This is a genomic window from Achromobacter sp. ACM05 (assembly GCF_019218915.1).
Classification (GTDB): Bacteria; Pseudomonadota; Gammaproteobacteria; order Burkholderiales; family Burkholderiaceae_B; genus Achromobacter; species Achromobacter animicus.
This window is the reverse complement of sequence record NZ_JAHUWQ010000002.1, coordinates 71702-97347: the sequence shown is the minus strand read 5'-3', so window position 1 is coordinate 97347 and position 25646 is coordinate 71702. Positions and strand designations below refer to the sequence as shown.

32 protein-coding genes and 1 pseudogene are annotated in these 25646 nt (G+C 61.8%); 13 read left to right on the top strand and 20 right to left on the bottom strand.

Features of this window, described 5'->3' with window-relative positions; genetic code table 11:
• Positions 1–74: 74 nt before the first annotated feature.
• The gene (locus KW836_RS11345; protein ID WP_218343362.1) at positions 75–1058 is read right to left on the bottom strand and encodes a bile acid:sodium symporter family protein; all 984 of its coding nucleotides are present in this window, start codon (positions 1056–1058) and stop codon (positions 75–77) included.
• Positions 1059–1169: 111 nt separating this feature from the next.
• Here KW836_RS11345 and KW836_RS11340 point away from each other — a divergent pair, with 111 nt between their 5' ends.
• Positions 1170–2012, top strand: coding sequence for a LysR substrate-binding domain-containing protein (locus tag KW836_RS11340; RefSeq protein WP_175124042.1), 843 nt, complete (start codon positions 1170–1172; stop codon positions 2010–2012).
• Between the two features lie 107 nt (positions 2013–2119).
• On the opposite strand, the gene KW836_RS11335 is transcribed toward KW836_RS11340, so the two are convergent.
• The 3 genes from KW836_RS11335 to KW836_RS11325 all read right to left on the bottom strand — a co-directional run bounded on the left by KW836_RS11335 (position 2120) and on the right by KW836_RS11325 (position 4439).
• Positions 2120–2446 (bottom strand): hypothetical protein, encoded by a 327-nt coding sequence (locus tag KW836_RS11335; RefSeq protein ID WP_175138530.1) that lies wholly within the window; start codon positions 2444–2446, stop codon positions 2120–2122.
• Positions 2447–2568: 122 nt separating this feature from the next.
• On the bottom strand, positions 2569–3447 hold the full coding sequence (locus tag KW836_RS11330; protein WP_175124040.1) for an N-formylglutamate amidohydrolase: 879 nt from the start codon (positions 3445–3447) through the stop codon (positions 2569–2571).
• A 2-nt stretch (positions 3448–3449) separates the two neighbouring features.
• Entirely contained in the window at positions 3450–4439 is a 990-nt protein-coding gene (locus tag KW836_RS11325) for a tripartite tricarboxylate transporter substrate binding protein (protein WP_218343361.1), read from the bottom strand.
• A gap of 105 nt (positions 4440–4544) precedes the next feature.
• Between KW836_RS11325 and KW836_RS11320 the strand changes: the two genes are divergently transcribed.
• Positions 4545–5480, top strand: a complete 936-nt coding sequence (locus KW836_RS11320; protein ID WP_218343360.1) for a LysR substrate-binding domain-containing protein — start codon at positions 4545–4547, stop codon at positions 5478–5480.
• A 120-nt stretch (positions 5481–5600) separates the two neighbouring features.
• On the opposite strand, the gene KW836_RS28140 is transcribed toward KW836_RS11320, so the two are convergent.
• The 6 genes from KW836_RS28140 to KW836_RS11295 all read right to left on the bottom strand — a co-directional run bounded on the left by KW836_RS28140 (position 5601) and on the right by KW836_RS11295 (position 9728).
• Entirely contained in the window at positions 5601–5816 is a 216-nt protein-coding gene (locus KW836_RS28140) for a hypothetical protein (protein WP_006388022.1), read from the bottom strand.
• A 99-nt stretch (positions 5817–5915) separates the two neighbouring features.
• Positions 5916–7022 (bottom strand): AGE family epimerase/isomerase, encoded by a 1107-nt coding sequence (locus KW836_RS11315; RefSeq protein ID WP_218344257.1) that lies wholly within the window; start codon positions 7020–7022, stop codon positions 5916–5918.
• A gap of 147 nt (positions 7023–7169) precedes the next feature.
• Positions 7170–7382, bottom strand: coding sequence for a hypothetical protein (locus KW836_RS11310; RefSeq protein WP_006218759.1), 213 nt, complete (start codon positions 7380–7382; stop codon positions 7170–7172).
• Positions 7383–7709: 327 nt separating this feature from the next.
• Positions 7710–7934, bottom strand: a complete 225-nt coding sequence (locus tag KW836_RS11305) for a hypothetical protein (protein WP_175138534.1) — start codon at positions 7932–7934, stop codon at positions 7710–7712.
• A 72-nt stretch (positions 7935–8006) separates the two neighbouring features.
• Positions 8007–8753, bottom strand: a complete 747-nt coding sequence (locus KW836_RS11300; protein WP_175185020.1) for a sulfite exporter TauE/SafE family protein — start codon at positions 8751–8753, stop codon at positions 8007–8009.
• 63 nt (positions 8754–8816) lie between these two features.
• Positions 8817–9728, bottom strand: coding sequence for a DMT family transporter (locus tag KW836_RS11295; RefSeq protein ID WP_218343359.1), 912 nt, complete (start codon positions 9726–9728; stop codon positions 8817–8819).
• 160 nt (positions 9729–9888) lie between these two features.
• Here KW836_RS11295 and KW836_RS11290 point away from each other — a divergent pair, with 160 nt between their 5' ends.
• Together KW836_RS11290 and KW836_RS11285 are read left to right on the top strand one after the other, a co-directional pair.
• The gene (locus tag KW836_RS11290) at positions 9889–10359 is read left to right on the top strand and encodes an Lrp/AsnC family transcriptional regulator (protein WP_006226939.1); all 471 of its coding nucleotides are present in this window, start codon (positions 9889–9891) and stop codon (positions 10357–10359) included.
• Between the two features lie 125 nt (positions 10360–10484).
• Entirely contained in the window at positions 10485–10718 is a 234-nt protein-coding gene (locus KW836_RS11285) for a hypothetical protein (protein WP_175124034.1), read from the top strand.
• A gap of 96 nt (positions 10719–10814) precedes the next feature.
• On the opposite strand, the gene KW836_RS11280 is transcribed toward KW836_RS11285, so the two are convergent.
• Positions 10815–11411, bottom strand: a complete 597-nt coding sequence (locus KW836_RS11280) for a YSC84-related protein (protein ID WP_175124033.1) — start codon at positions 11409–11411, stop codon at positions 10815–10817.
• Positions 11412–11511: 100 nt separating this feature from the next.
• Positions 11512–11712: a hypothetical protein gene (locus KW836_RS11275; RefSeq protein WP_224776782.1), complete on the bottom strand. Its 201-nt coding sequence runs from the start codon at positions 11710–11712 to the stop codon at positions 11512–11514.
• A gap of 242 nt (positions 11713–11954) precedes the next feature.
• On the opposite strand from KW836_RS11275, the gene KW836_RS11270 reads away from it, so the two are divergent.
• Entirely contained in the window at positions 11955–12908 is a 954-nt protein-coding gene (locus KW836_RS11270; protein ID WP_175138537.1) for a succinylglutamate desuccinylase/aspartoacylase family protein, read from the top strand.
• A gap of 39 nt (positions 12909–12947) precedes the next feature.
• On the opposite strand, the gene KW836_RS11265 is transcribed toward KW836_RS11270, so the two are convergent.
• Both KW836_RS11265 and KW836_RS11260 read right to left on the bottom strand, forming a co-directional pair.
• Positions 12948–13382 carry a GNAT family acetyltransferase gene (locus KW836_RS11265; RefSeq protein WP_218343358.1) on the bottom strand — a complete coding sequence of 145 codons (435 nt, stop codon included), beginning with the start codon at positions 13380–13382 and terminating at the stop codon, positions 12948–12950.
• Between the two features lie 258 nt (positions 13383–13640).
• Positions 13641–14555: a PhzF family phenazine biosynthesis protein gene (locus tag KW836_RS11260; protein ID WP_218343357.1), complete on the bottom strand. Its 915-nt coding sequence runs from the start codon at positions 14553–14555 to the stop codon at positions 13641–13643.
• A 249-nt stretch (positions 14556–14804) separates the two neighbouring features.
• Between KW836_RS11260 and KW836_RS11255 the strand changes: the two genes are divergently transcribed.
• From KW836_RS11255 to KW836_RS11240, 4 genes are all read left to right on the top strand, one after another.
• Positions 14805–15047, top strand: a complete 243-nt coding sequence (locus KW836_RS11255) for a CrpP-related protein (RefSeq protein ID WP_218343356.1) — start codon at positions 14805–14807, stop codon at positions 15045–15047.
• Between the two features lie 165 nt (positions 15048–15212).
• Positions 15213–15437 carry a CrpP-related protein gene (locus KW836_RS11250; RefSeq protein WP_175124027.1) on the top strand — a complete coding sequence of 75 codons (225 nt, stop codon included), beginning with the start codon at positions 15213–15215 and terminating at the stop codon, positions 15435–15437.
• A gap of 247 nt (positions 15438–15684) precedes the next feature.
• Complete coding sequence (locus KW836_RS11245) at positions 15685–16206, top strand: anti-virulence regulator CigR family protein (protein ID WP_218343355.1); 522 nt, start codon at positions 15685–15687, stop codon at positions 16204–16206.
• Between the two features lie 171 nt (positions 16207–16377).
• Positions 16378–17649 (top strand): putative Na+/H+ antiporter, encoded by a 1272-nt coding sequence (locus KW836_RS11240; RefSeq protein WP_218343354.1) that lies wholly within the window; start codon positions 16378–16380, stop codon positions 17647–17649.
• A 337-nt stretch (positions 17650–17986) separates the two neighbouring features.
• Here KW836_RS11240 and KW836_RS11235 read toward each other — a convergent pair whose 3' ends face one another.
• Positions 17987–18934, bottom strand: a complete 948-nt coding sequence (locus KW836_RS11235) for a hypothetical protein (RefSeq protein ID WP_218343353.1) — start codon at positions 18932–18934, stop codon at positions 17987–17989.
• 141 nt (positions 18935–19075) lie between these two features.
• Here KW836_RS11235 and KW836_RS27885 point away from each other — a divergent pair, with 141 nt between their 5' ends.
• From KW836_RS27885 to KW836_RS11220, 3 genes and pseudogenes are all read left to right on the top strand, one after another.
• Positions 19076–19252 (top strand): hypothetical protein, encoded by a 177-nt coding sequence (locus KW836_RS27885; RefSeq protein ID WP_255595390.1) that lies wholly within the window; start codon positions 19076–19078, stop codon positions 19250–19252.
• A 21-nt stretch (positions 19253–19273) separates the two neighbouring features.
• A pseudogene (locus KW836_RS27880) lies at positions 19274–20104 on the top strand (SOS response-associated peptidase).
• A 114-nt stretch (positions 20105–20218) separates the two neighbouring features.
• Positions 20219–21475, top strand: a complete 1257-nt coding sequence (locus KW836_RS11220) for an ATP-binding protein (protein ID WP_218343352.1) — start codon at positions 20219–20221, stop codon at positions 21473–21475.
• A gap of 901 nt (positions 21476–22376) precedes the next feature.
• On the opposite strand, the gene KW836_RS11215 is transcribed toward KW836_RS11220, so the two are convergent.
• The 3 genes from KW836_RS11215 to KW836_RS27870 all read right to left on the bottom strand — a co-directional run bounded on the left by KW836_RS11215 (position 22377) and on the right by KW836_RS27870 (position 23561).
• Complete coding sequence (locus KW836_RS11215; RefSeq protein ID WP_218343351.1) at positions 22377–22715, bottom strand: hypothetical protein; 339 nt, start codon at positions 22713–22715, stop codon at positions 22377–22379.
• Positions 22716–22920: 205 nt separating this feature from the next.
• A complete protein-coding gene (locus KW836_RS27875; RefSeq protein ID WP_255595388.1) occupies positions 22921–23406 on the bottom strand; it encodes an Rz1 family lipoprotein in 486 nt (161 codons plus the stop codon).
• The gene (locus tag KW836_RS27870) at positions 23403–23561 is read right to left on the bottom strand and encodes a M15 family metallopeptidase (RefSeq protein ID WP_370633041.1); all 159 of its coding nucleotides are present in this window, start codon (positions 23559–23561) and stop codon (positions 23403–23405) included. Before KW836_RS27870 ends, KW836_RS27875 begins: the two co-directional genes overlap by 4 nt.
• A 33-nt stretch (positions 23562–23594) precedes the next feature.
• Here KW836_RS27870 and KW836_RS27865 point away from each other — a divergent pair, with 33 nt between their 5' ends.
• Positions 23595–23783: a hypothetical protein gene (locus KW836_RS27865; protein ID WP_255595387.1), complete on the top strand. Its 189-nt coding sequence runs from the start codon at positions 23595–23597 to the stop codon at positions 23781–23783.
• An 88-nt stretch (positions 23784–23871) separates the two neighbouring features.
• Here the strand turns inward: KW836_RS27865 and KW836_RS28135 are convergent, their stop codons facing one another.
• Together KW836_RS28135 and KW836_RS11195 are read right to left on the bottom strand one after the other, a co-directional pair.
• Positions 23872–25425, bottom strand: a complete 1554-nt coding sequence (locus KW836_RS28135) for an LPD38 domain-containing protein (RefSeq protein ID WP_218343349.1) — start codon at positions 25423–25425, stop codon at positions 23872–23874.
• Positions 25412–25642 carry a hypothetical protein gene (locus KW836_RS11195; protein WP_218343348.1) on the bottom strand — a complete coding sequence of 77 codons (231 nt, stop codon included), beginning with the start codon at positions 25640–25642 and terminating at the stop codon, positions 25412–25414. Before KW836_RS11195 ends, KW836_RS28135 begins: the two co-directional genes overlap by 14 nt.
• Between the last annotated feature and the right edge of the window lie 4 nt (positions 25643–25646).

The following is a 25646-nucleotide window of genomic DNA, read 5'->3' as shown; positions in this document are numbered from 1 at the left end:
TTTCGGCGCGGCGCAATGGTTCGGAATTGCGCCCGGCTTTTCGCCCGGAATTGCGCCCCGATTTGCGCCCAGCTTTACGCCCGGACCGCCACTGCCTGCCCCGGCTCCGCCCGCTCGGCATAACGCCGCGCCAGCACCGCGCAAACCATCAGCTGCATCTGATGGAAAATCATCAGCGGCAACACCACCACACCCATCTGCGACGTGCCGAACAGCACGGTCGCAAGCGGAATTCCGGACGCCAGCGACTTCTTCGATCCGCAGAACACCAGCGTGATCTCGTTCTCCTTGCTCAGCCCCAGCTTGCGGCTGCCCCACGTTGTGATCAACAGCACCGATCCCAGCAACAAGGCATTCACCAGCACCATCGTGGCAAGGTCGATGGCCGGGAACGCATGCCAGATGCCCTGGGCGACCGCCTCGCTGAACGCGGTGTAGACCGCCAGCAGGATCGAGCTGCGATCCACCTTGGACAGCGTGCGGCTATTGCGCAGCGCCCACGCCCCGATCCACGGCCGCAGCAGGCTGCCCACCGCAAACGGCAGCAGCAGTTGCAGCAGGATGCGGCCAGCGTCGGCCAGGCCATGCCCGCCGCCATGCCGATGCAGCAGCACCGCCACCAGCAGCGGCGTCAGCACGGTGCCCAGCAGATTGGAGGCCGTCGCCGCGCAGATCGCCCCCGGCACGTTGCCGCGCGCCATCGACGTGAAGGCGATCGACGACTGCACGGTGGACGAGAGCGTGCAGACGAACAGCACGCCGATCCACAGCGACGGCGTCAGCAGCCCGGGAAACAGCGCGCGCAGTCCCAGGCCCAGCGCGGGGAACAACAGAAAGGTGCAGGCCAGGATCAGCCCATGCAGGCGCACGTCCTTCACGCCGGACACGATGGCATCGGTGGACAGCCGCGCCCCGTGCAGGAAGAACAGGAGCGAGATCGCCACGTTGCTCGCCACCATCATGAACGTGGCGCCCTTGCCCACCGCCGGGAAAAAGCTGGCGAACGCCACCGTGGCGATCAGGATGAGGGTGAATTGGTCTGGCAGGAAGCGGCGCATGGCAAAGGCGTGTTCAGAAAGTTGCGCCCACTATAGGCGCGGCCCTTGCCATCGTGAAGGCCACTGAGTACTTTAACTGTCATTGGAAATCCCTATGACCGCATCCCGCCCATGCTGAACCCGCTCTGGCTCAAGACGTTCGCCGCCGCCGCAGGCGCGCCCAGCTTCACCGAAGCCGCGCGCCGGCTGGGCCTGACCCAGCCCACCGTCAGCGAGCACATCCGCCAGCTCGAACAGGCCGTGAATCGCCGCCTGTTCCAGCGCGACACCCACTCACTCGCGCTGACCAGCGACGGCCGCAGCCTGCTCGTGCATGCCGAGATCATCCTGGCCGCGCATGAAAAGGCCGAGCGCCTCTTCGATGCGCCCCGCCTGCGCGGACGGATCCGGCTGGGCACTTCCGACGATCTGGCGATGGGTCCCCTGCCCGATGTGCTGGCGGCGTTTCGCCTGGCGCATCCCGAGGTCGAGCTGGACCTGACCATCGGCGTCACCACCGACCTCTACAAGCTGCTGGACGACAACCGTCTGGACGTGATGATCGGCAAGCGCCGGCGCGGCGACCGGCGCGGCCAGACGTTGCACAAGGAGGCGCTGCTGTGGCGCGCGAAGGAAGGTCTGCGCGTGGATCCCGACGAGCCCTTGCCGTTGATCCTGTTGCGCGAGCCCAGCGTGACGCGCACGCTGGCGCTTGACGCGTTGGCCCGCGCGGGCCGGAGCTGGCAGATCGTCTGCACCAGCACCAGCTACGCGGGCTGCCAGGCAGCAGCCCGCGCGGGACTGGGCATCACCGTGCAGCCCTCGCACCTGTCCACCGCGGGCCTGTCGGCGCCCGCGGGCGCCGCCAACCTGCCCACGCTGCCGCCCGTGGAATTCATCGTCATCTCGGCCCCGTCGCCCGGCAAACCCACCCGCGCGCTGACCGAGATCCTGATGCGCAGCACCCTGACCTGACGCCCCTATTGCGGCGCGGAGCGCGTGTGCTCGATGCTGCCGTGCAGCGCCTGCGGCTGCTTGAGCAACGGCACCGCCTCGTACCACGGCTTGCCGCGGTCGAGAAACTACTCCGGCAACGGCTCCGGAACGCCGTCCGCATCAACGGATTTCACGCGGTCCAGCGCGTTGCGTGCAGCCGACATCGCTTCGATCGTGCTGCGAAAACGCCGGCTCACGAAAATCTCGAACGCCAGGCTTTCGGGTTCCGGCGCAGCCTGCTCCGCGGTGGGATCCGCGTCTTCGGCGGTCGTCGCAGTTACGGAAGTGTTCGCAGGCGCGGCGGCTTTTACAGGCAGACGCCGCGTCTCCAGAAACGCACGCGGCGGGATGCGCCCCTCGGGCTGGGTCGCATACGCGACCACTGAAAATCCATTGATGATTTTCTCGGACATTGCGGTTTCCTTGAGCGCATTCATGCAAGCGCACCGACACGTTGCACAACGGCCTGCGGCAAGGAAACTTAAGGGCGCCACGTCCGCAAAATGCCGGTCCGCGCGCCGTTATGCAAGCGACTCTATTTTGTCGACGCGATCGCCTGTGCGCGTACCCGTACGAAGGCCGCCACCTGTTCCAGCACGTGCGACAGATCGGCGCGCAGCAAATCGAAGCCGGCATTGCGTTCGCGCGTCGCCTCGTCCATGTAAAGCGGACGCCGGATCTCGACTTGCAGGCTGTGCCGGTTCAACGCTGGCTGGCCGATCTGCGCGATGAGTTGCACGCCCTTGTACGGATCGTTGCGCGCCACGGTATAGCCTTTGTCGCGCAGCGCCGTCTCAATCAATGCAATGAACTCCGGCTCGCACGTCGTGCCGTCCCGATCGCCCAGCACGAAGTCCGCAAGGGGATGCTCGCTGTGACGTCCAAGCCGTTCGTAGGCATCGTTCGGCATCGAATGCAGATTGAGGTGCCACACGGCGCCAAAACGTTCCTCGACGTGCCGGATCGCCTTGGCCAGCGCCGCGTGATAAGGCTCGTAGTACGCCTGGATCCGATGGCGCACCTGCGCCAGCGTCAGCTTGCGGTCATAGATCGGCGTGGCCTTGTCCATGCGCCGCCAGATCAGGCCCTTGCCCAACCGCGTCTTCTCGCCGGGATCCAGCGGCTCGGGCCAGGGCTCGGCCAGCAGTTCCGGATCCAGATCCTGCAACGTGCGATTCGGGTCGATGTAGACGCGCGGAAAATTGGCAGCCACCAGCGTGGCGCCCAGTGCAGGCGCCGCCGACCACAACGCGTCCACGTGCGTGTCCTCGCCCTGGCGCAATTGCGCCAGCGTGGCCGAGGCCCCGAAATCGTCGGGATAACGCTCGCCGCTATGCGGCGAATCACAGACCAACGGCAACGCGGGCCCGATGGGTTCATGAACGGAAACAGCGGGGAAGTCGGCGGTCGTCATCGTCAATCAGCCTGGATGTTGGCGGTCTTGGCCACTTTTGCATAACGGGCCAAAGCCTGGTCGATCTGCACCTGGAATTCTTGCGGCGTCGTGGGCATCAGCGTACCACCCACGTCTTCGGCCTTCTTGCGGAATTCCGGGTTTTCCATCGCCACGCGAACGGCCTTGTTCAGACGCTCCACCACCGCTTGCGGAGTGCCGGCGGGCGCCACCAGACCAAACCAGCCGCCCGTGCCCATGTCGGGATAGCCAAGTTCGATATACGTGGGCACGTCGGGCAGCAAGGGCGAACGTTCGGCGCCTAGCACGGCCAGCGGACGCAGCTTGCCGCCCAGCACCTGCGGCAACGTCGACGACAGATTGTCCGTGATCGCATCCACTTGCCCGCCCATCACGTCGTTCAACGCCGGACCCGCGCCCCGATAAGGCACGTGCAGCAACTTGATGCCGGACAGCATCATGAAATTCTCGATGTTCACGTGTCCCAGCGAGCCCACGCCCGGCGACGCGAAGCTGTAGCGCTCGGGCGCGCCTTTGGACAGCGCCACGAATTCGGCCATGTTCCTGGCCGGAATGTTCGGATTGATCGCAAAGATGCTGGGCACGGCCAGCACATTGGCCACCGGCACGAAGTCCTTGACGGGGTCATAGTTCATCTTGCGGAACACGGCCGGATTGGACCCGTGCGTGCTCATGGTCGCCATGCCGATGGTGTACCCGTCCGGTGTCGACCGCGCCACCTGTTCCATGCCCAGCGATCCGCCAGCGCCAGCCTTGTTCTCCACCACGATGGTCTGCTTCAGATCCCGCCCTGCGTACTCAGCCACCAGGCGGGCCACGATGTCCGTCGAACCGCCCGCCGCGAACGGCACCACCAGCTTGATCGGACGCGCGGGATAGTCGGCGGCATGCGTGACGCCGCAGAAGGACAACGTGGCAAACATGCCGGCGAGCGCAAAGCGCGCGGACCGGCCAAAAAGACGGCGGGACATGAGGCGACTCCTGGGTTGTTGTTCTGAAGGCCGCCAGTGTCCAAACTTTACGATCCCCTTTCAAACGACTATATTGCACTCCTTCATTACCAAAGGTCATGCTAGATGCGTCTGCATTCGCCGTCGATGTCCGAGCTGCATGCCTTCGTGACGGCGGCCAGGCTGGGCAGCTTCACTCAGGCTGCGCAAGTGCTGTGCGTCACGCAGGGTGCCATCAGCCGTGCCATCTCGCGCCTGGAGGCGCACTTCGGCCAGCCTCTCATGCACAGGAATGCGCACGGCCTCACGCTGACCGACACCGGCCGCAAGCTCTACGATGGCGCGCGGGCGCCGCTGCAGGCGATCGAAACGCTCAGCACGGAGTTACGCGCCGACGACCGGCGGCTGCGCTTGACGCTTTCTTCTGTTCCCACGTTAGCCAGCGCGTGGCTTGTGCCGCGCCTGCCGGACTTCCACCAGCGCCACCCCGACATCCAGCTCGGCTTTTCGGCTTACCGCCGCAGCGAAGACTTTTCCGGCGCCACGCCGGATGCCAGCATCCTGTCTGGCACGCCGGCGCAGTGGCCCAACTGGCACGCGGACTACGTCATCGGTCGCGAGATGGTGGTGATCTGCCATCCGGAGCGACTGGCGAAACGTCACGCCCAAGGTCTGTGGAGCACGCCGCAGGGGTTGCTCGGCGAGCCGCTGCTGTTTCATACCAACGGCCAGGAAAACTGGTCGCAATGGTTCAGCGCGGCTGGCGTGGCGCGCGGCAGCGTCGCGCTGTCGAACGGGTTTGATCAGGTATCGATCCTGATACGCGCGGTGATGGCCGACATGGGCATCGCGGTGCTGCAACGCTGCCTGGTCCGGGACGAACTGCAGGCGGGCCGGGTCGCCGCGCCCTTTCCGGAACTGGTCATCCGCATCGACCGCGGTTATCACCTGTGCGCTCCCGCACAGCGGCGCGATCACTACGCCCTCGCCTGTTTCCGCCAATGGCTGCTGGAAACCGCCAGCCGCGATCCCGATGTCATGGCGGCACGCGCCCCTTGCTGAACGCCCCGCGCATCGCGCCGCGCCGGCTATCGTCCTCACTTTTCCGCACGCCGAATTCCGCCCCAAAAGCAACGGGCCCCATAAAGGGGCCCGTGTCGTACGAGTGCCGGTGAAATCCGATCAAGGCGCGAGCTTGAAGCCCAGGTCCACGCCCCATTTGTCGGTCTCGCGCAGCCATTTCGCGCCGCAATTCAGGCAGCGGAAGTGGTCTTCGCGGCTTTCCTCCCGGCCTTTCTGCGTTGGGTTGGTAAATCCTTGATGTCCCAGGTGCGAATGCGGCGCTACGCCTGCAAGTCCTGGATTAATGCGTTGGCAAGCCAAACACATAACGCTCATTGATGCTTCCCCACAAACAGTGTTAGCAAATTGTAAGGGATTTCACCAATGTCTTTCTATTAAATCGCCTTCATAGGGGGAACTAAATTGTTAACGTGATTAGCAAACAACGTTTTGTAACGCCGCCAAACATGTTGCCAGGTGATAAGGGGATGTGGACGGCATATCAGGCCGCGTCACGTTTCCGTTTATATCCAGGCATTCGTACCAACCGGTCGGGTGCAGGAATCGGCTGCGAAAACTTGCCAGCGCCGGTTGCAGCGCGGGTAGATCGCCCATCACCGCCAACGCCCTGAGGTACTCCGTCTGGGCCCAGATTCGGCGGGTATCGTCCGCAACCTTGCCAGACTCGTCCAGCGAGGCGATCACGCCCGCGGCATCGACGCCATGATCACGCGACCACTGCACGGCGCGCGGCAGGGACTCTACAAGGTCCAGACCTTCGAACACCTGCGCCGATTCGTGCACGAGAGACAGCCATTCGAATTGATGGCCGGGCTCCAGCCGGTTTGCAGCACTGCCCTGCAACGCCTCTGATACGCATTGCGTCGGCGCATGCACGAAGAACTGGCTGATGCCTTGCGCAAGTTCGCGCAGATGCTGCGCAAACCAGGCGGGTTCGGCAACCTGCGCCGCCGCCAGATAGGCTTCGGTCAGATGCATCATCGGATTTTGCGCCGGCGGTTTCAGCGGCTGTGCGAAGTCCGCGCTGAGCGCCGCGTGATACAGCGAATCTGTGGTCTTGAAACGCGCCTCGATCGTGCGCGCCGTGGCCAGCATCAGCTTGCGCGCCTGCGCGTTGCGGCTACGCCGGAAATAGGCGGAAGCGGCCAGCACGATGAACGCGTGCGTGTAGAGGTCCTGCGTATCGTCCAGCGGCTGACCCGCTGCATCGACGCTGTATCGCCAACCGCCGTGCTCGTCCTGGAACACGCGGCGCAGGGATTCGAACAACCGGTCCGCATGCTGCGCGGCCGCCTCGCCCGGCGCCTGCGCAAAAACATACAACTGGCGCGCACAAGCCATCGCGCGATAACGCGTTGCTGGCAACGGTTCGCCGTTGGCGGAATTCAGAGATTCGTAAGGCAGGCCGAGCGTTTCGTTGAAACCGCGGCCCAACCACATGGGCAACACGACCGAATCAAAATGCGCCCGCAGCGCGCGGATATCATCCGCTAGAAAGGAATTGGTCTGTGCGGCAGTCATCTTGGAACGACGCATACCCGACGAGGGCCCCAGGTTTTGGAGCAGCAACGATAACCGAAATCGTCGTCGCCATCTCGAAGGTATGCGCCACGTGCTCATGCACACACAGACCGGTCGTGCCGATCAGCTCCGTCCAGGGTGCAAGCCCTATCGGAAGATATTTTCCTCTACCCAGTTTTGCGCGAAGATTTCCGCGCGATCACGTGCTTCGTCCAACGAAGCGCAGTTGCCCAAGTGGGAAAACGCGGCATCCACTTCGGTGCCGCCCTCAGCCGTAACCGTCAGCAATACGCCATATCCGCCGGTATCCATGGCCGCTGTGGAAACGTCGATCAGTACTTCCTGGTCACGATGCTGCATGTGCTACCTCCCAGTCGGTTACCTAAACGCGCGAACCACGCGTGACGTGCGACAGGACAAAATTACCCGCGCAAAACAATAGACCTGCATCCGTCACGCAAAGTTCATCTTACTGGTCGGACGCAGGGTGGAATACGTCCGAAAGATGTCAATTCCCACATTCCGTCTCAGGATATGCCTTGCCGCACTGTAGGGATGGCATCCAGCACGAAATACTGCGAAAACATTCGCAACCATGCAGTACTTTGCCTGCGGCTGTTCAAATGACGGATATGGTGAACTGCGTAATCGGGCGATTGTCTTACCGCCGCGAAGACCGCAAATGGCTTAGCGCAAATGGATGGCGCCCGGCTCTTCCATACGCAGCGAGAGCCTGCCCTTGTCGGTGATGACCCAGCGGCCATCGGCGCCGGATTCAATGCAGCGCAAGGTTTCCAGCGCCTGCGCGACATGCGCGGGCACTTCGGTCTGGACCGCGCCGGGTTCGTTGTTGTCGGCCACGACGCGTAGCCAATGTCCCAGTTCGCCCTTTTCGAAACGATGCAATGCCATGCGTGATTCTCTCTTGAATTTTTCAACGATAGCACGGCCGTCAAGCCCTTTCCGCCCCTCAGGCGGAGGCACTCAGGCAAGCAGGCGGGGCACTGACGACGCAAGCAACGCGATGCCGGATATCGTCAACAAGCCCAGCACCACCCGGCGAAACGCGACATCGCTGATGCCTACATAGACGCGCGTGCCCCATATCGTCGGCACCAGCATTGCGGGCACGATCAATGCAAATAGCGGCAACATGTCGCGCGTGACGACACCGGTCAGCACATAACTGGCCATCGTCACCGCCAGCATCGACAGGTTGAAGTTCTGGATCACCGCGCGCTGCACGTCGCGATCAAAGCCGCGCAAGGTGCACCACAACGTGGGAATCACGCCGGTGAATCCGCCCAGCCCGCCCATGACGCCGCCGATTGCGCCGGCCACGCCATCGGCCACCTTGCCCCCCACCGTGATGCGCGGCATCCGCGCGGCAAACAGCATGATCGGACACCAGATGGCGAGCAGTCCGCCGATGAAGGCCTTGAACACCACGGGGTCCAGATGCGGCAGCACTTTCACGCCGAGCGGAATACCGAGCAATCCGCCGACAACGAACGGCAGCAGATGCGCCATGGCAAAGCCGCGGCGCACGGTGAAAGCCGCCAGCAACTGCCCGGTCAATGCGCCGAACACGGCCATCGCCGCAGCAAGCCGCGGGTCCACGGTCCAGGCCCAGAACGACATGGCCACCATGCCGAAGCCAAAGCCCGACAGGCCTTGCACAAAGCCCGCGGCCATCGCCCCCAACACGACCACTACATATAACGAGTCCATATCTGCAGCGCGTTCCGCATCACCGGCCGGGACCATTTCCGGCGCACGCCATTCTAGTGCGTTCTACGACGGACGCAGCGCGAGCGGCCGCCGCAGCCGCGTGGCCAACGCGGAAGCGGCGACGCTGGCGGCGATCAGCGCAAGTCCAAGCGCCAGGTCTGCCGAGATGCGTTCGTGGAACACGACGGACGACACGATCAAACCGATCACCGGCACGCACAGCATCGCGATGGACGTCGCGGCAGGCGGCAGTTTCTGCGTCATGCCCAGCACGACGATGAACGTCAGCGCCGTGGCAAGCGGCCCGGTGTACAGGATCAGCGGCCAGGCCTGCGCATCGCCCAGAAAGGTCGGCGCGCCGTCGCGCAGCCATGCCAGCGCGGCCAGCGGGATCGTGGCCATCGCGGTTTGCCAGGGAATCATGTCGGCGCCCAGGCGCACATGGCGATTGGCGCGCAACTGGATGATGTTGCAGGCCCAGGCAAACGACGCGCCCAACAGCATCACCAGACCGATGACGGTATGCGCCTGCCACGGGCTGAATGCGGGCGCGACGATGACGCCGATGCCGGCATAGCTGAGCGCCGTCGCCAGCCATTGGCCCACCGAGAGGCGTTCCTTCAAAATCATCGATGACAAGGGAATCACCCAGATGGATGTCGCATAGGCAATGACCGAGGCGCGGCCAGGCGCCACGTATTGCAGGGCCCAAAGCGCCAACGCCGTGAATGCGCCCATCTGCAGCAAGGCCACGCCCGCCACCAGCGGCCATTCCTGACGCGAGGGCAAACGCAAGCGACCCAGCGCCGCTAGCACCAGCACGCTGATCAGCGCGGCGGAGCCGAATCGGCTGGCGGCAAGCCACAACGGACTCATGTGCGCCAGGCCCAGCTTCATGACGGGCCAGTTTCCGCCCCAAATGGCAACCGCACCCGCGAGCGGGAGGAACCTGCGAAGACTGCCGTGCTGACTCATTACTATCCTGCTCTGCCGCTGATTATTCTGCATTTCGGCCCTATGACCGAAGGACGGAACAGTCTATAGGGTAAACCCCAGCATTTTTGACCGCTTTCTGCGCCAATAATCGGCATACTCAGCACAGATGCAATGCCAATCTGCCGCTTGAAGGTCACTTATGCCGGAAATCAACCTGGATGCCACCGACATCCGCATCCTGAATGAACTTCAACGCGACGCCCGGCTCACCAACGTTGAGCTGGCCGCGCGCGTCAATCTGTCCGCTTCGCCGTGCCTGGCGCGCGTGCGGCGACTGGAAACCGAAGGCCTCATCGATCGGCGCGTCACGCTGCTGAATGCGCGCAAATTGGGTCTGAAGGTCAACGTCTTCATCCAGATCTCGCTGGACAAGCAGCGCAAGGCCGCACTCGACGTGTTTGAACGCGAGATCGCGGTGCTGCCCGAAATCATGGAGTGCTACCTGATGTCCGGCGACGCCGACTACCTGATCCGTGCGCTCGTGCCGGATGTCGATGCGCTGGAACGACTGATCGTCGAACACATCACACGCATCCCCGGCGTGGCAAGCATCCGTTCCAGCTTTGCCCTCAAGCAGGTGCTCTACACCACCGCCGTGCCGCTTGCCTGACGCCGCATTTCGTATCCATCCGGCGCTTGCGGGATTGCGGGGGCCGGCCCACAATGAAAACGCATGACGCCGGCTTTTCCTGATCGGCGTCAGCATCCCTCCCATCGCTTAGCAAGGAGCAAACCATGCCTGAAACCGAATGGTTCCCCGGCAATTCGCTACCCGATCGTCAGGGTTACTTTGAAGTGGAGTTCGCCAGCGGCGAAACCGAAATCACGCGCTATGGCATGTTGGGCTGGGAGCCCGAAGAAGAGCGCGGCCACATCCTGCGCTGGCGCGGGCTGGATCCGCACATCGAGCAAGCCGAGATCGAGCGCGAAGCAGCCCTGCGCAACAACAGCGACAACGTGATCGGCTGAACGGCCGGCACACCTCGCGGGGCGGGTCCACCCTGCCCCGCATAAAACAAAACGCCGCGGAAGAATCCGCGGCGTTTTGACTGGGCGCTTGCCCGATCAGCGATCGAGCTTCGAGATCTTCGTGCCCGCGAGCGACACGCCCGCCATCAGGCCACCGTTGTTCATCACGAAGCCCACCACCGGCTGCTGAGCCGTATTGGTGTCGATGCGGCCATTGGCGCCGATGTTGACCACCGCCACCGTGGCGTCCGCGCCAACGGTCCAGCCGCTGCTGTTGCGGAACTTGTTCAAGGCGTCATCCGTCATGAACAGCAGGATCATCGCCTTCGATTGCGCGCCGGCCTGGAAGCCGATAGAGCCCGCGGTCGTGCTGTAGTAGCCCGCATTCTGCCCGCCCACGCGCAGCACTCCCTTGCCATGTTCGGCGCCCACGATGAAGCTGCCGCTCAGCACGTCCGGAAACACCAGCACGCCCTTGGCGCGCGCCACCAGATCCTTGGACTGGGGAGCGGCTTCATAAAGCTTGGCGAGGGTCGCGTTGGCCGCGCTGTTCATCGACTGCCGCTGCTCGGACGTCGAGGCGGCCGGCGACTTGCTGGGCGTGGTCGTCGTGCAACCCGCAAAAACGAGACCGGCGGCGCCAATCGCGATCGCCATGCCGGTGCGGCGCAGAACAGGAAAAGTGTCGAACATGGAGCTCTCCTTTTGTTGTCATACAGGGACAACTGTACCGGGCATTCCAGATCCGACAAGTCAGACGAATGTGATAAACGAAACAAAACACTAGCGAGCGCTAGAGAATTCCGTAGCGAGGTTCACCGGTGTACTCGTCCACGGACAGGATGCCGGAGAGCACCAGTTCGGCATGGCGCCGTGCACTGACGGGGTCGTTGAAGGTCACGAAGCGGGGCAGTGACCAGCGCCGCGCAACGGTCTCGTTGCCGTTGCGGCTCACAAGTATTTCAATAGCCAACACGCCGGTATTCAAGTCCACGACTTCGCACTGCACTTGAAAACCATTGATATGACGCTGTGGCCACCCACTCATGCTGCACCTATGAATTCCGACTGCCCGGCCGCAATATGCCCCAAAGAAAAAGGCTTGGAAAGCGAACTTTTTTAGGGGTAAAAACGTACTAATCCTCCTAGTGCTGAGGCATCTTGAAGATCGCAAAAATGCGATCAAAAACGCTGTTTTCCCGCCTTGTCTTCAACATCCACCTTCAACCAACTCTCATGACCACACCTGCCTTCGAACCTGATACCGCTCCGCTGGAAGTCCTGCCGCGTGACCTCTCTGCCTACCGCGAGGGCAACACCGGCATTCCCTATGTGCACCGCTTTGAATCCGGCAAGCCTGGGCCGCACGTGCTCATCAACGCCATCACGCACGGCAACGAGATCTGTGGCATGGTGGCCGCCACCCATCTGCTGGACACCGGCGTACGCCCGAAGATCGGCACACTGACGGTCAGCTTTGCCCACGTCGAGGCCTACGAGGCCTTCGACATCGACCGGCCTTACGACAACCGCCAGCTCGTCCACAACCTGAATCGCATCTGGTCCGCCGCCATGCTCGACGGCGCGGAAGACAGCCCCGAACTGCGCCGTGCCCGCGAAATGCGCCCCATCCTGGATGCCGCCGACTTCGTGCTGGACATCCATTCCACGCGCGCGCCCGTGCAACCGTTCTGGGTCTACAACGAGATGGACCGCAACACCGCGCTGGCCGCGGCTGTCGGATCACCGCAGGTCCATCTGGTCATGCCGCAAGACAAGTTTCCGGGAACCGGTGTCATGGGCTACGGCCATCACGGTGACCCGCTGTCGAACAGTGGCGGCGCGCTTGTCGTCGAATGCGGCCAGCATTTCGCCCGCTCCGCCGCCGACCTCGCCACCGACGTCACCCTGCGCTTTCTGGCGCATCTGGGTCTCATCGACACCCCGGCCGGCACGCCGCCCCCGCCCACGCCGCAACGCTATCGCCTGCTGGAGGTCCACATGGTGAAGTCCGAAGACTTCACCTTCACGCGACCCGTGATCGGCTTCGAGACCTTCGACAAGGGCGAGCTGATTGCCATGAACGGCACGGAAGAAATCCGCTCCCCGTGCGATGCGTGCACGATCTTCATGCCCACGCGCATGCCGATCGTCGGACGTGAAGCCGTGTATTTGACGCAGGCGATTTAAAACCGATGATTCGAGGCGGGTATTTCGTACCCGCCATCTTCAAAGATCCGGAATCAGGCGCTTGCCCATGCTGATCACCGCGTCCTCCTGAAACCCCAGGCTGTCGTAGAAGCGCTTTACCGCGATGTTGTCCGAACGGATCAGCAGATTGATTTTCGGACACCCCAACCCCAGCAGCTTGCGCTCCACAGCCCGCATCAGCGCCGTGGCGAACTGACGCCGCCGATGCTCGGGCGACACGGCCAGATAGTTGATCCAGCCGCGGTGACCGTCGTAGCCGCCCATCAGCGTCGCCACGATCTCGCCGTCCAGCACGCCCACCAGAAACAGATCGGACTGCACCGTCAACTTGCGCGCGATGTCCTTGCGCGGATCGTTCCACGGACGCGTCAGCCCGCAGGCGTGCCACAGCGCGATAAGCGCCGTCTCGTCGGTCGGATGAAAAGGCCGGATGGCGAGGTCTTGATGAGACATGCTTCATTCCTTGTGATGAAAGAATGAAGGCCTTGCGACACGCCTCGGCGGGGGAAATACGGCAAACAAAAAAGCCACGAGGGTATCGTGGCCTTCTGAAATAAGCGCCGGAGAATCGGCGCCCGAACACGGCTGGCCACTCAACGTAGACGTCGAGTGATTCGTCGGAAATCTGCGCGCATTGCGGCAGCGATATGCGAAGTGTTCATGCGCAGCAGCATACACGAGGCCGTCCTCCGCCAGCAACGCGCATCGCCGTCAGCCCGCCGCGGGTGCAGGCAGCGTGCCTTCCATCACCACGACGGCCTGCCCCGCCACGCTGGCCCATACGCCGTCCTCGCGCGGTTCGGCATGCGCCAGCAGCAAGCTTGCGCGCCCCATGTCCACGCCCTGCCCTACCCGTAACCGCAGAACGCCCTTGCCCGCCAGCGATGCCCGCAGCGCCGTGACCGCGGCTGTCGCGCTACCCGTGGCGGGATCTTCGGTCATCCGGCCGGTGAGCATGCGCGCCTGGATATCGGTGGGCGCGTCCATCGCCTCGCCCGCCGTGTCGGTGGTGTAGACATAGATGGACTTTGCGCCAAGCTGCGGCATCAGGGCCGCGTAACCGCCCAAGTCCGGCACCGCGCGCCGCAACGCGTCGCGATTGGCAAGCTGCACCACCAGAAACGGCAGGCCCACCGACGCCACCATCGGTGCGTGCGTCGACACGTCAATGTCCGCAACATCCAGCCGCAGCGCGCTTGCCACCGCATCCAGCGCCGCCTCGCGGCCGCACGACAACGGCTGCGGCGCGCGCAGCTCCGCGCCCTGCAGCCCGTCTTCGCCGTACGCCAACGCAATCCGCACCAGGCCGGCTTCTTCTTCAAATACGAAGGCTTGCGGCGCAGACAGCCCTGCCGCGATCTGCTCGCGCGCCATCACGACGGCCGTGCCGACATTCGGGTGACCGGCAAACGGCACCTCGCGGTCCGGCGTGAAGATGCGCACACGCGCCGTGTGGGCGCGGTCTTGCGGCGGCATCACGAAGCTGGTTTCCGAATAATTGAACTCGCGCGCAATCAACTGCATCTGGCGCGTGTCCAGCCCCTGCGCGTCCAATACAACAGCCAGCGGATTGCCTTGATAGGCGTGGCCGGTGAACACATCGGCGGTGACATAGCGGTAGCGCATCCAAGCATCCTCAAGATCCGCCTGAAGCCGGCGGGAAGCAGAAATTGTGCGTGCCGCAAGGCGGTCGCGAAAGGCACAGAGCCGAGAAATTGCGCACATAACAGACAAGGCGCGGGGTGTCCGGGACGATCACGCGCGCGGTCCGCATGACACCCGCACCGCCTCGGTTGATGCGCGCAGACTATTGAAAATCGCAGATGCCTGCGGAATACTTTGCGTCCCGTGCATCTACTTTTGGAGAGTATTGCCATGCAACGCGAAGACATCCAAAAGCTGGGCGCTCAAGCGGCCCGCGACGGATTGAGCTTGTGGGACTGCCCGTATTACCGTGCTGCCGCCATGCCGGGTCACACCGGCGAAGCGATTTCGCAATGGCGCGGCAAGGTCGAGGCCTGGGAAGCCGGATGGATGGAAGCCACCGGCGGCGGCCAGGCCCCACCCGGCATCCGGACACGTTTTGTGCCGCGCGCCATGTCGCTGCTGGTCATTTGATGAAGTGGAAAGGCGCCCCGGGAAACGGGGCGCTTTGCATTGGCGACGCGGGGACGTTGCCGCATGCCTGATCCATCCCGCTATTTCTTCGCGTAACTTTTCTGGACACGAATCCTGATCGCGCTCATCTTTCGGCTTAGGATCTTTCCCTGCAGGAGGCGCAAAATGGATGACCCCGTCCACAAAGCCGGCCAGGAAGCCGCCCGATATGGCGTGCCGCTTTCCGCTTGCCCCCTCATGAAAGAAACCAACATGCCAGGCCATACGGGCGAATCGCTACCGATATGGCGCGCCAGACTGGCCTCCTGGGAAGCAGGCTGGCGCGAAGAAACTGAAGCCCGCCTCGCTGAACTGCAACGCCGCCGGCTGATACAGCAATCATTCGATTAAAGATGTGGTCGCGGACATTGCGTCCGCCGTCGTCGGGAACGCGGTTTGCTACGGAACTGACACCGCAGCGGCGTGATTGTCTTTCGATCAAGCAGAGGGCGGTTACGCACACTCCCTCCCTCTCGCCGCTGCGGCCCCTGCCCCCCTGCGCAAGCAGTCGCTTACAAATGATCAGGTCCGCAAACCCCAAAAATGTTTGCCCGCCCTAGAATCAGCCTGCCAGCCTCAGGCTGAGTAGGAGCGATTCATGACATTCAGGGTCAAGCCGGTATTTATTGCAGCCATTTCCTGTATTTTTCTGAACACGGGCGCATTCGCCGCGCCGCCAGAGGGCAAAGGCAAACCTGACAACCCAGGCCAGAGTCAGGGGCAGGGCCAAAACAAGGGCGGCGGAAAAAACAATAACAACGGCAACGGCGCTGGAAAAGGCTATTCCGGTAGCGGCGGCGGATCAAACGGCAAAACCGGCAATTCCGATAGTTCCAGCGTCACGCTGCGCTTTGCAGGCATCACGGTCTCAACCGCCAGAACCTACGCACATGAGTACGGTCTGTCGGGCTACAGCCAACTGCCGCCCGGCATCCGCAAAAACCTCGCACGCGGAAAGCCCCTGCCTCCAGGTATCGCCAAAAAAATGGTCCCCGGCCCAATGCTCGCTCGCCTCCCCGCCTATCCCGGGTACGAATGGCGAATCGCCGGCTCGGATCTTGTACTTGTTGCCATTGCGACGGCTGTAGTCGCGGATGTGCTGATTGATGTGTTCAATTGATTGAGTACGGCGGCGGTCGGACTGGAGGTCCGTGAGGTTCAATATCGCCCCCTCGAATTGCACGGTCCGGTCCCTTCAGTTTGATACACTGCCTGACTGGGTGTCAGGCGTCTTCCTTCGCGCTGGCAGGTCAAAGCGCTGGTCGGGCCGCCGCGCGGAACCCCCACGTCCATGCAGACCAGCACCACCCACGCCCTCGACATTGCAGCCGCCATCATTTTTGCGCTGGCGCTGATCCACACCTTCACCGTCAAGCAGTTCGAGCGGCTATCGCACCGCTACCCTCGCCACGCCGGTTTGTTCCATCTTCTGGGCGAAGTCGAAATCGTCTTCGGCTTCTGGGCATTTGTGCTGCTTATCGTCATGGCGATGGCCGCCGGCGGCGCAGAAGCGCTCGCGTACGCCGAGTCTCGCAATTACACCGAACCGCTGTTTGTATTTGTCGTCATGGTAGTGGCGGCGTCCCGCCCGGTACTCCAGACTGTCATGGCCGCAGTCAACCTCATTGCCAGGAAGGTGCCCTTTCATACCTCCGTTGCGACGGCGTGGTTGGGCCTGGCCGCGGTACCGCTGATGGGATCGCTGATCACGGAACCGGCCGCCATGACCATCGCTGCCCTGATGCTGGCGCCGCAACTGTTCCGGCCCGTAATCCCGGCTGTTCCCAAGTACTTCGCGCTTGGCGTGCTGTTCGTCAACATCTCGATCGGAGGAACCTTGACGGCCTATGCCGCCCCTCCCGTCTTGATGGTTGCTGCAACCTGGCAATGGGATTCCGCTTTCATGCTGGCAACCTTTGGCTGGAAAGCCGCGATTGCCGTCATCGTGAACGCGACCGTTGCGACACTCATGATGCGCAAGTATCTGCTGCAATTGCCGACTGAAAGCGTAGGCCGGTCGGAAAGGCCTCCCGTGCCGCTCTCGGTTGTTCTGGTCCATCTGGCCGTGCTGGCGGCGGTCGTGGCACTGGCGCACCACCCTGTCGCGTTCATCGGCCTCTTTCTGCTGTTCCTGGGTTACACCCAGGCGTACGAACGGCATCAGAATCCGCTGATCATCAAAGAAGCGTTGCTCGTTGGTTTCTTCCTGGCTGGGCTGGTCATCCTGGGAGGCATGCAGGGCTGGTGGCTGCAACCCATCATCTCGAGCCTGGAACCGCTAGCGTTGTTTTTCGGATCTCTGTCGCTCACCGCGATCACCGACAATGCCGCGTTGACCTACCTGGGTTCGCTGATTGAGGGCATATCCGACGAATCGAAGTACATGCTCGTGTCGGGCGCGGTTGCGGGCGGCGGCTTGACGGTTATCGCGAACGCACCGAACCCTGCGGGCGTAGCGCTGCTGAAACGCGGATTTTCGGACGAGACGATCAGCGTTGGCGGGTTATTGCTGGGTGCGTTGGGGCCCACAGCCGTTGCGGCTGGCGCATTGCTGTTTTTATAGGATGCAAAGAGGGGGCTAGAACGGTACGCGCGGGCGCCACGAAACGCGCGTACTCCACGGCATCTTGTGAATTTGGCTAGAACCAGGAACCTGAGCCCGCAAATGAGAAAGGCCGTCAGTGATTTCTCACTAACGGCCTTGGAACTCTTGGTCGAGATGGCGGGATTCGAACTCGCGACCCCTTGCACCTCATGCAAGCAGAATTATAGAAATTCCAAGAATTTCAACAACTTAGGCGGTTGGCTCGCTGAAAACCATGCGCAACACCGCTCTGTGATGGTCAACAACGTCCCGCAAATCTTCCGCAGAAACAATGGTGGGCGGGCGACACTCAGGGCTACCCTTCACCGCCAGATTGCGCCTCCAAATCGGCCATTGCACAAACCTGCACTACCAAGTTAATACTCGTCTGGAATGAGCTCCATTTCCGGTGGGCGCGTGCCACATGTCTTTTGAGTTCGTCCTGATTGGTATCTTCTGTATAGACGACGATCTGCCGCACTTCCGTAATGCCCCAATGGGCGAGCTCCGGGACCTGGAGATTTGCGTACATGTTCTGTAGCTTAAAAGGCAAATTCGCTCCCGAACTTGGCCCGGCCAAAAGGACATCTACGACGGTCAATTGCCAGGGATCCCCAATTACAGCGTCGACTGCGAAAACACCACCGAGAGTGACGTGACGCTGTAATTTTTCACCATATTGATTTTGGAGCATCTGGAAGACCAAGTCCTCCGCGTGGTAGTAGAGCGCAAGCATATCGCCGCCTTGCTCCAAAACGAACCTGCCACGACGCGTTTTTATCCAGTTACTACGATACGTTCGTGTAGGAGCATCATTCTCTGCAACTGCCGCAGTAGCCTCCGCACGTCCCTCCGGCGAGGCCTGCGCTGACGGTTTGGCGGCCGGTTCGTCACTATCTTGTGTTCTGCCGTCTGTGTCATCAACCCCAGACTCCTCTTGCGGGGGCACTGAAGAAGCTGTCGCCGCGTCAGCAGCTGCTTGCATCTGAACCACGCTATCTGGAGTTGGCGTAATCTCCAACACCCCCAGCTTGACACCGCTCCCGGTCATTATTCGATGATGAAGGGCAACGATAAGGCGGGTCATCGGCCCCTCATACCTCTTGGCTGCCCAAAAAATCAAGCCCGCCCAAATCGCAGTCGTTACGACCTGATGTGGAATTACAGTAATGAGGCTTTTGACCGCATCTACGTAAGCAAGATAGTCGGTCCACGCAGGGGCAAACCGCTGGCCTGCGGCCATCAATGTATCGGCAAAATCCATCATCCTCTCTTTCACTGTTGACACAGATTTGCAGCATATACACTATGTAACATAAGGCGCGAAAGTTCTGCGAGCCAGAATGACGCGCCCATAATTCGAGTTCATCGGAGATCTCACTCTCGACTGCCTCTGGAGTGTTCCATGTGCACCCACTACCAAACCCTCAAAGACGCCGAGTTGCTGCTGAAGAAATTCGGCGTGACCAGGCCAGGGGTGCTCGGCAAGTACGACATGTGGCCACGGTACCAGAGCGTGTTTGTCCGCCGGCCGCCAGAGCATGACTCCGGCGACGAGGCCGTGACCGGTATCGAGCTGTGACGGGCCGCTGGGGCCTGATATCTGGTTCCACCAGACGCGCTGGCTGTCGCGGAGGAGCTTTCCACGTTTAACGCGCGCGACGACCGCGTTGCCAGCGCCTTCACCTTCCGCAACGCTTGGCGCCGCGCGCAGCATTGCATTGTTCCTGCCGAAGCCATCTTCGAACCCAACTAGCGACCCGGCAAGGCTGTGGCCACGCGATTCACGCGGGCCGACGGCGCGCCGCTCGGGATAGCCGGGCTGTGGGATCGTTACCGGGACGCGGCCGGCCAGTGGCACGAGAGCTACACGATGCTCACCATCAACGCCGACCAGGATCCGCTGTTCCGCCACTACCACCAGCCCAATAAAGAAAAACGCATGGTCGTGATTCTTCCCGAGGGCGCGTATGGCGACTGGCTGACCGCCAGCCCCGATCAAAGCCGCGACTTCCTCGAACCCTTCCCCTCCGACAAGCTGGTCGCAGCTCCGATGACCTACCCCCGATTCTGCCCCCTCAAATACTGTACATACATACAGCTTTTCGCCCGCCGAAGTATGCTTTGCTCGGTCGTACGCACCCACTACCTCGGTCAAAAGCGCCGGGACAATGACCCCGCACCAGCCGTCACCGGCACCGTGCGGATGTACTCCATCACCCGCCAAGACATGCGACGTCAGGTGCGCGTCATGACAATGGACGGTCTCGCCAAGTTCGGCGCGACGGCGAAGGGGCCAACACCTGACCTGCTGGAGCCGGAACTGCTCACCTTCTGTTCCGACCGTGAAATGATGGTGTACGGCTTCGAAGAGATTAACGGGCGGCGCTATTACCAGGGCTGGTGGATGCAGTGGTGCGCAGGGAACGAATAAGAAGCCGTTTGTTGCATAAATCCTACTATTAGCCCAGACACTAAATTTATAACCTTGTTGACTAGAATTAGTCGTTGGGCTAAATTCACTCCATCCACATTACAGGCCTTTCTTATGACGCGCCCCACTGCCGCCGATTTGTACCCTTCGCGTGCACCTCAAGTGCCGAAGGAAAATATGGGCATGGTGAATCCCTACACGCCGGGCGCCGGGCACTCACCCCCTTTCCTTGCTGGCCGAGCGAATGAACGTGCAGACGCGGAGCGTTATTTCGACCAAACGACGATCTTGTGCAATGTCGTTCTCACCGGGCTTCGCGGTGTGGGTAAGACGGTCCTGCTGGAGGATCTGCGCCGTCCCGCGCGGGAAAGGGGATGGCACTGGGTCTCCACGGATCTCTCCGAATCCGCATCGGTATCCGAAGAAAATATGGTGACCCGCCTACTAGCCGACCTTTCTGTTGCCACGTCTGGATATCAGGTTATCGAACAACGACCAGCATCGAGCTTGGTGTCTCCCGCGTCGACCATCGTACGACGACTCGACCACCAACATCTCCTGAGCGTTTATCAAAACACCCCGGGCCTTATCGGCGACAAGCTTAAAGCTGTGCTTGAATTGTCCTGGGAGGCTATAAAAGCAGCCGGGGGACGCGGAATCGTCTTCGCCTACGACGAGGCACAGAACCTTGCAGACCATGCTCAAAAGGAGCAGTACCCTCTCTCGATGTTGTTGGACACGTTTCAGTCCATTCAAAGGAAAGGCGTGCCGTACATGCTATTGCTAACCGGCCTGCCGACCCTTTTCCCCAAGCTTGTAGAAGCTCGAACATACTCAGAACGTATGTTCCACGTGATTACCCTTGATCGACTCGAGCCAGCCGATTCCGAAGCAGCTATTACGAAGCCGATTGCTAACTCTCCGATGCAATTCACACAGGCTGGGATCGAAAAAATTGTCGAAGTCTCCGGAGGTTATCCGTATTTCATCCAATTCATATGTCGTGAGTGCTATGACTTGGTATTGCGCGGAGAGACATTGGACGATGAGCGATTTACGTCAATCGTGGCCAAATTGGACAACGATTTTTTCTCGGGACGATGGGCGCGTGCTACAGATCGGCAACGAGACCTGATGACTGTAATCGCGAACTTACCCAACGCCGAAATGGAATTCTCGGTCCAAGAAATTGTCGAGGCTTCAAAAACCGCTGGAATGAAATCATTTTCTAACAGCCACGTAAACCAAATGCTCGGCTCACTTGTGACTGCGGGGCTTGTTTTTAAGAATCGATATGGCCGATATGCTTTTGCCGTACCGCTTCTTTCGCACTTCATCCTGCGGCAAGCGGATTTACAGGACCGACTATGACGGTCGCCAAAATAGAAAGGGCCTCGCAGCGCGCCAACGCCGTGAAGCCCAGGGGAAAAGAGCACCAAAGCCTTCGGTCGCTCTCTCAGATGTTTCGAACGAGAAACCTGTGGATTGTAGGTCTTTCGAGATCGCGCGGTCAACGACTGAGTTGTTACGTAAGGCACTCCTTACAAGGAGGGCAAGATGGCTCATTTTCTGAACCGTCCACGCCTCGTCCGTGTTCGGACATACACCCGGGTGCGCTTCGGCAAGCCTGAGCTCGTATGCCAACACTGGCGCTCCGCGCCGCGATAGGCGCATTGTCGTGAAGGCGCGGGCTCGGCTTCGACTGGCCCGCCCCAAGCGATCAAGCGCTTTGCTTAATCACTCAATCCACACTGAAAGGAGCCGTCATGGCTACTAAAACTGTTCGCATTGGCCGAGATGCCGGAACCGGCAAATTCATCCCGGTGAAAAAGGCTGAGCAACGCCCTAGGACAACCGTGATTGAAACGGTTCGTCGCCCGGCACCCGCCAAGCCCAAGAAGTAGACGCCGCGTAACTCGCCCCTTCCTTTCCAGGGAAGGGGCGTTTTCGCACGCCCCGTGTCCGCTCGAGCGGACGGCCGAAGGCGGTGCTATTTCGCGGAGTGACCACACCTGGCTCACGAGTTGCCAGCCCGCACATCATCGTATGAACGCCCGCCTATCAGTCCCGCGATGCGTGCGCGGCCTGCAGTTCCCGCAAGTTCTCCAACTCGGCTGCTATCCGGGCCGAGCATGTAGGTAAATAGATCGAAGGGTCGCCACCAGCGCGTTCCCTTAGCCCTGGCGACAAACTTCGATCGAAACGAAGTGCCCAAAGTGTCGTTAGATTTTGGGCGCTTCGCTACGCTCAAGAGTCATTGGGGTTTACTCCGTTAGCCCGAAAAAAATTCGTAGGCTTGCAGTTGGACTGCGGCAATATTATCCAACAGCCTTTTTGCCTGCACCAGCACCTCATCAAGCGCTTTGGCGAACTCAAGCTCGAATTCTTTGAGCGCTACATACCCAGCAACGTCATTGGCTTGCGCCTGCAGCTTTGCAATTTCACGTTGCGCGGATCGTCCCCCGCGATCAACATTTTGCGCAAACTCTTGGTAGTCGATCAAGACACCGCCGTACAGTTGGAAGATACTGTCATTCCCTAGACGGTCAATGGCGCGCTGCTCCAACCGCGCCCGTTGTGCCGCAATATCGAGGAGTTGCAACTCAATCACGGCTTTTTTCCTACTAGCCTCTCTGATAAGAAGCGCTCCCTCTGCTGCCCGCCTGCTATCTCGCACTGGGGCGGTTTCCGTGAACTTCCGCAGCCAACCCATGACTCCTCCATATCCTAGACGGCAACAACTGGGCTTATACACCACGGTCAGTGTCTCGGCACAGACGGGAGAAGGCGCGCCTGGCAAGCCTGTAGCTGCGCGGTCAGCTTCCGGATACCGGCTCGTAAGGCGAAATAATCCGATCGAGCAGTGGGATCAAGTTCGGGGCGGGTTCCATGATCCACGCCGGTGGCGATTCCGGTTCCGGGCACTCTACCACCGGTGGGGGGCTGCTGGTCGCGTGGACGCGCAGCCGTTGGGCGCCCAGCATCAATATCAGCCCGCAGGCCGTCATCTTCGATTGCGCACTGCTCAGCCCTCCATATGCGGCCCACTCGGCCATCGCGTTTCGTTCATTGATTACGCCCACCGCGGCGTAGCGCCGCTGCAGGATCTCGCGCGCCTGGCGCTGCGCCTCCGACACGCGGTCGGACTCATCTGAGCGCATCGTGGCAATGTCCGCGCCATAGCGCCAGCCCTGTGCGGTCCAGGCCGCACTGCCGGCTGCCAGCGCGCCAGCAAGCGCCGCGGCCGCGTAGCCACGCCAATCAACCAGAATGCCTACCAGCTTCCCACCGGCGGCCATCATGCTGCTGCCTGCCAGCCGCGGGGCAGTTGGAAATGCGGTCCGTCCTTGAGCGTCCTCCAGTCCCCGCCCCACTCCACCGGCACGCCTAGCTCCGCGGCGCAGGCCTTTACCACGTCGGCCAACTCTTTGAACCTGGCCCATTCGTTCCACGGAATGGCGCCACCGACAAGCGGCGCCAGATCGACGGCATGGCCTTAGCCATCCGCCTGGCGAAGGCGCAGGCCGTTCGCGGCTTGGCTTTTGCCTGCGGCCACCAGATCGCGCTGGCCCTCGGACGTCCGCAGGCCTTCCACCACTGTGAAATCCACCGCCGTTCGTTGAATCGCCAGTTTGACGATTTCGACAAGCTGGGCGTATACCCCCTCAAGGCGCTGTAGACTGCGCGCCGACAAGGCAAATCCAGACATAGTTGCTCCCAAAAAAACGCGCCCGAAGGGCGGTGTTGCTCAGAAATGGCGGGTTCCATCAGGGGCGCGCGGCCCGCGCACGCTCGTCCGCCAGCATGGCCAGCCGCTTGCGCGCGCGGTACAGCAGATCCAGCTGAGCGCGCTTCTCCTCCGACTGCAGGTCGGCGCACCCCAGTGCTTTGATCCTGGTGTTCACGTCCCGCAGTTGGCTATCCGCAGCCTTGAACAGAGCGCGCACGCGTTGCCGGTCATCGCCGGCCAGCTCGCGCGCGCGCTCCAGGCCGCCCAGCTCACGGGCCTGCGAATACGCCGCATAGACCTGGTTCACTTCCCGCTGCTCATAGTAGAAGCGCTGGATGTATTTGCTGCTTCGTGGGTCAGCCTCCTTCACGAAATCGCCCACAACGATCCAGTTGTCTACGCGGCCAAGGTCGCGGCGGGGGTTCTCCGGCAAGCCCGACAGTGGCCGCGCCAGATAGTCCGAGACGTTCAGCGCCTGTGTGCCCAGCCAGCCGAAGTACCCGCGCGCCAGGTGCTCGACCCGCTGTGGCGAGACACCCAGCGCCTGGCCTAGCGCCACCGCGCCGGCGGAAGTCGATGCCATGAAGCGATCGCCGGCAGGCAGGCGCTGCTGGCCCACGCTGTCGATGTCGCGCTCGCGGAAGGAGTCGTAGTTGAACGCCGCTTCCATGGCGGGCTTCACCAGTTGGGGCACGGGGTTCATGGATAGCTGCTCCGTCAGGATGGCGCCCACCGTGCGGCCGAAGTCGCCCAGGCGGAAGTCATCGCCGCCAAACGCCAGCTCGGTGCCGCGCTCGACCACGCTGCCCAGGGCGCCGATTTCGAACGGCTTGGGGATGTAGACGAACTGATTGGTGCCCGGCAGCTTGGTGATCCAGAACGTGTTGCGTGCCCAGTCCGGCAACTGTTTGTAGTCGTCGTCGTCCTTCATGCCCAGGTAGAGCAGCGCCGACGCCATCGCGACCGCGCCCGTCACGGCGGCAAAGCGCGCGGGGTCAGCGGCCGCGCCGCGGCCCAGCTTGTACACGCCTTGCAGACGGGCGTTGAAGAACGGCACTACCTGGGACAACAGGCGGATCGCCGAGAACGTACCGCCAGCGGTAAAGTCCATCAAGTCCCGCGCGGCGTAGCTGGCCTCCAGGTGACTGCGCCCGGCTTTGCGCGCCTGCTGGTAGATGGCCGCGCGGTTGATTGTCTCCGCCCTGTCGCCCGTTTCCTGGTACCAGTCGAAGGCCTTGCGTAACGCCCGTCCCATACCGACGGGCGACGTGATGACGTCGTCGGGGTGGGCGCCCAGCTCGTCCACCAGGCGCTTCACGTTGCGGGCGTTGCCGTCATTGAAGGATCCGAACCGGACCGCACCACCGCCCGCCATCAGCCGGCGCCGGGTGTCGCTTTCGGCCCCCGTCGCCTTCCAGCCTTCGGCCAAGTTGCGCAGCGGGTTGACGGACAGATTGATGTCGATCGACATGGCCTGGATGGTGTCGCGCAGCAGGTTGCGAACGCGGAACGTCGGACTGATCGTCACGCCCACCGTCAGAGCCTGCTTGAACTTGCGGGCCGCCTTGGTGAATGGGTCACTGGACCCCACGTAATGCAGCGCCGAGCGCGTTCATCACCAGGGGATCGTCCACGAGGTAGTGACGCTCCTGGCCGTTGAACATGGCCCGCACGCTCCCGCGCTCGGCCTGGCGCACGCGCGTGGCAATGCCAAGCTTTTCCGCCTCTTGCAGGGCGCCCTGTGCGGCCAGGGTCTTCATGCTGGCCGAAAGCAGGTGGGACCAGTTCGACACCGTGTTGGCGACCAAGTCA